The organism is Bradyrhizobium sp. NBAIM03 (assembly GCF_020194055.1).
GTDB lineage: Bacteria > Pseudomonadota > Alphaproteobacteria > Rhizobiales > Xanthobacteraceae > Bradyrhizobium > Bradyrhizobium yuanmingense.
This window is the reverse complement of sequence record NZ_JADYVS010000003.1, coordinates 407,982-414,316: the sequence shown is the minus strand read 5'-3', so window position 1 is coordinate 414,316 and position 6,335 is coordinate 407,982. Positions and strand designations below refer to the sequence as shown.

The 6,335-nt window shown below is 64.6% G+C and carries 6 protein-coding genes; 4 read left to right on the top strand and 2 right to left on the bottom strand.

Going from position 1 to position 6,335, the window contains the following annotated elements:
• Positions 1–226: 226 nt before the first annotated feature.
• Positions 227–1,264 (bottom strand): glycosyltransferase family 4 protein, encoded by a 1,038-nt coding sequence (locus tag I6F21_RS06875; RefSeq protein ID WP_225182985.1) that lies wholly within the window; start codon positions 1,262–1,264, stop codon positions 227–229.
• A gap of 126 nt (positions 1,265–1,390) precedes the next feature.
• On the opposite strand from I6F21_RS06875, the gene galE reads away from it, so the two are divergent.
• The 3 genes from galE to I6F21_RS06860 all read left to right on the top strand — a co-directional run bounded on the left by galE (position 1,391) and on the right by I6F21_RS06860 (position 5,061).
• On the top strand, positions 1,391–2,404 hold the full coding sequence (galE, locus tag I6F21_RS06870; RefSeq protein ID WP_036015779.1) for a UDP-glucose 4-epimerase GalE: 1,014 nt from the start codon (positions 1,391–1,393) through the stop codon (positions 2,402–2,404).
• 119 nt (positions 2,405–2,523) lie between these two features.
• A complete protein-coding gene (locus tag I6F21_RS06865) occupies positions 2,524–4,326 on the top strand; it encodes an ABC transporter ATP-binding protein (RefSeq protein ID WP_225182984.1) in 1,803 nt (600 codons plus the stop codon).
• Positions 4,327–4,359: 33 nt separating this feature from the next.
• A complete protein-coding gene (locus I6F21_RS06860; protein ID WP_225182983.1) occupies positions 4,360–5,061 on the top strand; it encodes a fumarylacetoacetate hydrolase family protein in 702 nt (233 codons plus the stop codon).
• 71 nt (positions 5,062–5,132) lie between these two features.
• Here I6F21_RS06860 and I6F21_RS06855 read toward each other — a convergent pair whose 3' ends face one another.
• On the bottom strand, positions 5,133–5,591 hold the full coding sequence (locus I6F21_RS06855) for a nuclear transport factor 2 family protein (RefSeq protein WP_225112031.1): 459 nt from the start codon (positions 5,589–5,591) through the stop codon (positions 5,133–5,135).
• Between the two features lie 166 nt (positions 5,592–5,757).
• Here I6F21_RS06855 and I6F21_RS06850 point away from each other — a divergent pair, with 166 nt between their 5' ends.
• A complete protein-coding gene (locus I6F21_RS06850; protein ID WP_225182982.1) occupies positions 5,758–6,306 on the top strand; it encodes a periplasmic heavy metal sensor in 549 nt (182 codons plus the stop codon).
• Positions 6,307–6,335 lie beyond the last annotated feature (29 nt).

The following is a 6,335-nucleotide window of genomic DNA, read 5'->3' as shown; positions in this document are numbered from 1 at the left end:
GGATCGCGGAGCGGGTGCTGGGGGAGGCGGGAAGCGGGTGACGAACTGAGGCGATCGTGGCTCGCGCCGATGATGACATCCTGCCACTGTTTTGCCCGACGAGTCAAAATTCGTTCGAAAAATCCGCAATCTCTCGAACTCTCCGCCAACTCCTTGATTTTGCTGACCCCGGCTACTGTGCATGGGGTTGTTTTCGCGGTTTTGTTTGCGACAGGCGAAAACGGCCTCAGAGCAGCGGCCGATAGACCGCGCCGATCCGCGCCGCCTCGGCATCGAGGCTGAACTTCTCGAGCACCCGCGCCCGCCCGCGCTCACCCATCGCGGTCGCCACGGCCACATCACGCATCAGCGGCTCGAGCGCCGCAGCGAGCGCGTCGGCATCTCCCGTCGGGATCAGCACGCCGGTGACACCATCCTGGACGACGAGCTCCGCCGCGCCGGCGCGTGCGGCCACGAGCGCACTGCCGGCCGCCATCGCCTCGATCAGCGTCAGACCGAAACCTTCGTTGCGTGAGGTGAAGGCGTAGATGGTCAGGCGCTGATACCAGCGCTGCACTGCTTCGATCGGCAGCTCGCCGGTGATGACGACGCGCGATTGCAGGTTTGCTGCTTCGATGCGCTTCTTCAGGTCGTTGGCAAAGGGCGTCTGCTCGGCCGTGACCTGCCCGACGATGACAGCAGTGAAATCCGGATAGCGCGGCAGCAGACGGCACATCGCATCGACGAACAGATCGGTGCCCTTCTGCGCACGGACGCGACCGAAGCAGCCGATGGCGTAACGGCCGGGCAGCGCGGCTTCCGCGAAAGCCGCAGCGCGATCGGCGGGCGGCGCGTAGACGTCGGTGTCGACGCCGTGCGGGATCACCGTCGCCTTCACCTTCAGGAACGAGGCCGAGAGATCTGACGTTGCGATGATCGCGTCCATGCGCCGGATCAGCCAGCGCGTGATCCAGCTGTGATGCCGCTGCGCCGCCGAGGTGAACACGAGCTTGAGCGGCCAGCCGAGCGCGCGCAAGCCAACGCCCGCGATCATCTCGTTGTTGCGGCGCGCATGCCAGATCACAGGCCGCTTGCGGCGCCAGAGCTTGAGGAGATCTCCGATGCTCAGGCGCGCGATCCCCGCCGGCGCGTCCGAGCCGAACCAGGCGGCGCGGTACAGCTTTGCCAGCCGCGGCGCCACCATCCGGTTGGTCGCGGTGACCCCGGAATAGCGCCTGTGCAGATTTGGCACGATCAATTCGAGATCGCCGGGGAAACCCGCCACGTCACACTCCATTTCGCAAAGTCCCTATACGCAACATTAAGCATAGTGACCAGTTCAGCTGTGCCGATACCCCCTCTTCACCACGCAAGCGCTAGCCTTGCGCGTTGATCGAAGACGGGTGAGATCATGACTGTGCTAGTCACCGGCGGCGCCGGCTATATCGGAAGTCATACGGTCCTGGCGCTGGCGGAAGCCGGCGAGGACGTCGTCGTGATCGACGATCTCTCCACCGGTTTCTCGGCCTACCTGCCCGAAGGCGTGCCGCTGTTCATCGGCGATGCCGGCGACGAGAACCTGCTCGAAGGCGTGATCGCCCAGCACGACATCGAGAGCATCATCCATTTCGCAGGCTCGGTCGTCGTGCCGGATTCGATGCGCGATCCGCTCGGCTATTACCGCAACAACTTCACCACTGCGCGCAACCTGCTCAACGTGGCGGTCAAGCGCGGCATCGGCCGCTTCATCTTTTCCTCGACCGCTGCGGTCTACGGCAATCCGGATCAGGTGCCGGTGCCCGAGCACGCGCCGACGCGGCCGCTATCGCCCTACGGCTCCTCGAAGCTGATGACCGAGATCATGCTGCACGACGTCGCTGCCGCCTACGGCATGCAATACGTGACCTTGCGTTACTTCAACGTCGCCGGCGCCGATCCGCAGGCGCGCATTGGGCTAGCCACCGTCGGCGCCACGCACCTGCTCAAGATCGCGGTGGAAGCCGCCACCGGCCAGCGCGCCAAGATCGACGTGTTCGGCACCGACTATCCGACCCCGGACGGCAGCTGCATCCGCGACTTCATCCACGTCACGGACCTGTCGCAGGCCCATCGCTCGGCACTCGCTTATCTGCGCAATGGCGGCGCCTCGTCCACGCTCAATTGCGGCTATGGCCGCGGCTATTCGGTGCTGGAGACCATCGACGCGGTGCGCCGGGTTTCTGGCCGCAGCTTCGCCGTGCAATACGCCCCGCGCCGGCCCGGCGACATCATGACCATGGTCGCCGACACCAGCCGCATCCGCAGCCTGCTCGACTGGCGGCCGCAATACGACGACCTCGAGACCATCGCAGCCCATGCGCTGGCCTGGGAGGACAAGTTGTTCCGCGAGCGCCACGGCGAGCTCCGCCACGCCGCCTCCGCCTAGAATCATCCCAAGCGCAAGCCCTTAATTGGGCTTGAAAAACCCGGCTTGAGCGGGCACAGAGGCCCATCGATCCCTGACGCGCGGGCAGGCTTTTGTCCTGCGCCGTCAATGGACACCGGATGGCCCAGTTTCCAAAGAAAATCACCGACGATCCCTACGCGGCAGCGGTCCTGATTCGCCGCCTGATCACGGAACAGGGAATCGTCTACTGGCGGCGCTACCTCGTGGCCTTCGCGCTGATGGCGCTCGCGGCCGGTGCGACCGCAGGCGCGACCTACGTGCTCGGCCAGGTCATCAACCAGGCCTATGTCGACAAGAACATCCCGGGCATCGCGATGTTTTCGGGGATCACGGTCGCTCTGCTGTTCGTCAAGGGCGTGGCAACCTACGGCCACATGGTGATCCTGACCAAGATCAGCAACGCCATCCTCGCCACCAACCAGCGCCAGCTGTTCGCCAAGCTGATGCGCGAGAGCGTCGGCTTCTTTTCCGAGCGGCACTCCTCCGAATTCCTGGCGCGGCTGACCGCCGGCGCCAAGTCGATCACCGACGTCCTCAACATGCTGGTCAACGCCGTCGGGCGCGACCTCCTGATGCTGCTCGCCATGATCGGCGTGATGGTGTGGCAGGATCCGCTGATGTCGTTCATCGGCCTCGTCGCAGTGCCCCCGGCGATGCTGGTGCTGCGCAAGCTGGTCAAGCGCATCAAGGGCCTCGCCTTCAACCAGTTCACCGGCACCGCCGACATCATGGAGACGATGCAGGAATCGCTTCAGGGCATCCGCACCGTCAAGGCGTTCACGCTCGAAGAGACCATGCAGAGGCGCATCGACGAGAACATCGCGGTCGTCGAACGCAACGCCAACAAGATGGCCCGCGTCGCCAACCGCTCCAACCCGCTGATGGAGATGCTGGGCGGCTTCGCCGTCGCGGGCTGCCTGATGTATGGCGGCTATGCCGTGGTCGCGCTCAACGCCACGCCCGGCGCGTTCTTCTCCTTCATGACCGCATTCCTGATGGCGACCGAGCCGGCCAAGCGGCTGGCCCGGCTCAACATCGATCTCAACAGCCAGCTCGTCGGCGCCCGTATGCTGCTCGAGGTCGTCGACAGCCCCGCGAGCGAGCAGTCCGACGATGACAAGCCGGCGCTGAAGCTGACAGATGCCCGTATCGAGCTGCGCGATGTCAGTTTCTCCTATCGCTCGGGCGAGACGGTGCTCAACCGGATGAGCTTCGTCGCGGAGCCCGGCAAGGTGACTGCGCTGGTCGGCCCCTCCGGCGGCGGCAAGTCGACCGTGCTGGGCCTGCTCCTGCGCTTCTACGAGGTGACGCAGGGCGACATCGTGATCGACGGCCAGCCGATCTCGTCGGTCTCGCGCAAATCGCTGCGCGCCCAGACCGCCTATGTCGGCCAGGACGTCTATCTGTTCCGCGACACCATCCGCAACAACATCGCCTTCGGCAAGCCGGACGCCAGCGAGGACGAGATCGTCGAGGCGGCGAAGGCGGCCTGCGCGCACGACTTCATTACCGGCTTTCCGCTCGGCTACGACACGCCCGTCGGCGAGCACGGCACCCAGCTCTCGGGCGGACAGCGCCAGCGCATTGCGGTCGCGCGCGCGCTGCTCAAGAACGCGCCGATCATCCTCCTGGACGAAGCCACTGCCGCGCTCGATTCCGAATCCGAGCGGCAGGTGCAGGAGGCGATCGAGCATCTCTGCCAGAACCGCACCACCATCGTGATCGCGCACCGCCTGCACACCATCATGCACGCAGACAGCATCCTGGTGGTCGAAGGCGGCGAGATCGTCGAGCAGGGCCGCCATGACGAGCTGCTCCGTCGCGGCGGCCGCTATGCCTCGTTCTTCCGCCTGCAGCATCACCACGCCGGCGCTCTGGCGCCGATCAGCGCAACCGCATAGAGTTCGTTCCACCTCAAGAGCAGCGAGACCCGCATGAACGCCGCCTCCTACGTCATCCCGCTTCCGCCCCAGGCTTCGCTTCCCGTCGTCGGCGAGAGCGGCCGTTATCCGGTACGCCGCATCTGGTGCGTCGGCCGCAACTATCTCGAGCACATCCGCGAGATGGGCAATGACGAGCGCGCCCCGCCGTTCTTCTTCGCCAAGCATGCCGACATGCTGGTGCCCGACGGCGCCACCATTCCCTATCCGCCTCTGACCAAGGATCTGCATCACGAGGTCGAGCTGGTCGTCGCGATGAAGAGCGGTGGACTGAACATTCCCGCCGACAAGGCTCTGGACCAAGTCTACGGCTACGCCGTCGGCATCGACCTCACCCGGCGCGATCTCCAGATCGCCTCGCGCAAGAAGGAGCGCCCGTGGGAGATCGGCAAGTCGTTCGACTATTCGGCGCCCTGCTCCGCGCTGCAGCCGGCCTCGAAGATCGGCCATCCCTCCAAGGGCAAGATCTGGCTGACGGTCAACGGCAAGGAAGCGCAGAAGGGCGACCTCACCGAGTTGATCTGGAACGTGCCCGAGATCATCTGGCAGCTCTCCCAGCAGGTGAAGCTCGCCGCCGGCGACATCATCATGACCGGCACGCCCGCCGGCGTGTCGCAGCTCCAGCCTGGCGACAAGCTCGAATGCGGCGTCGACGGCATCGGCACGCTGAAGGTCAGCATCGGCCAGCCGGAATAAGGCTCGCTGCAGCTCGACTCAAAAGGCCCCGGAATGGGGCCTTTTGCATGTCGATCGTGCACGCGGTCGAGCTACCAGGCCTTTACCGGCCGATTGGCGTGGCTCGCCTGCGGCACACCGCGATTGAGCGACATGTGCGAATGCACGCACAGCCAGCCATCGCCGTTCCTCGAAAACACCATCGTCGCGCGGCCTGGGCGCGCGAACGTGCTGCCATCGGGATGATAGCCCGTGCTCGTCCACGGCGCGACGACGGTTGCCATCATACCGTCCGGTGATGCCAGAACGGAGGTCTGATCGAGGACGAAACGGAAGTCGGTCGTCTTCGGCCAGACATTGTCCCATTGGGTTTTGACCCATTGATCGAGGCCGGGGATGACGTCGCTATGGGTGCCGAAGGCGAGCACGTCCGGATCGAAGAGCGGCCGCGCCGAGGCGTAATCGACCTCTCGGACATAACCCGCGAAGGTGTCCAGCCATCGGCGGAAGAACTGCGTGATCTCAGTATTCGCGGTCGGCAAAGAGGTCATCACCTGCTCCACATTCGGCAACTCAATCACGGCGATCTTTGTTGCCATGGGCCGGACGATCCAGCAAGATTTGTGCTCCGGGATCACTCGATCGCGACAGGTGTCACGTCACAGCCGGGTTCGATGCTTCGACATCGGCCGGCTCCATTTTGTGGGAGCCAGATTCATGAACCGCGTCCTTCTGCTTGCAGCCTCCCTCCTCCTCACGGGCAGCACAGCCGGCGCGCAGTCCAGTCAACCCTATGCCGGCCTTGAGAAGCGCCCCATCAAGGCGCTGTCACAGCAACAGATCGACGATCTCCGCGCCGGACGCGGTATGGGCCTGGCTCTCGCTGCGGAGCTCAATGGATATCCCGGTCCCAGCCACGTCCTCGAGCTCAGTGATCTTCTCGGCCTGACCGCCGATCAGCGCGCCGAGGTTCAACGGCTGTTCGATGCCATGAAACAGGAAGCCGTTCCGCTGGGTAACAAGCTCGTCGAGCAAGAGAGAGCGCTGGAAGACCTCTTCTCTTCCCGCAGGGTCACATCGGAAGCGCTCAAGACCAGCATTGGCGCCATTGCCGAAACTCAGGGGCAGCTCCGCGAGAGCCACCTCAAATACCACCTCTCAACCGCTGCCGTGCTCGATCAGAGCCAGATGCAGCGATATGCAGAGTTACGGGGCTATCAGCGTCCCGACGGCTCCGCAGGGCACAAGCACAAGCACCATCACTAGACAATGCCGACCGAGATCAGACGATCGCG

Excerpts from the sequence above, each read along its gene's own strand:
- I6F21_RS06865 (WP_225182984.1), top strand. The coding sequence starts at position 2,524 with ATGGCCCAGTTTCCAAAGAAAATCACCGACGATCCCTACGCGGCAGCG.
- I6F21_RS06855 (WP_225112031.1), bottom strand. The coding sequence starts at position 5,591 with ATGACCTCTTTGCCGACCGCGAATACTGAGATCACGCAGTTCTTCCGC.
- galE (WP_036015779.1), top strand. The coding sequence starts at position 1,391 with ATGACTGTGCTAGTCACCGGCGGCGCCGGCTATATCGGAAGTCATACG.
- I6F21_RS06850 (WP_225182982.1), top strand. The coding sequence starts at position 5,758 with ATGAACCGCGTCCTTCTGCTTGCAGCCTCCCTCCTCCTCACGGGCAGC.
- I6F21_RS06860 (WP_225182983.1), top strand. The coding sequence starts at position 4,360 with ATGAACGCCGCCTCCTACGTCATCCCGCTTCCGCCCCAGGCTTCGCTT.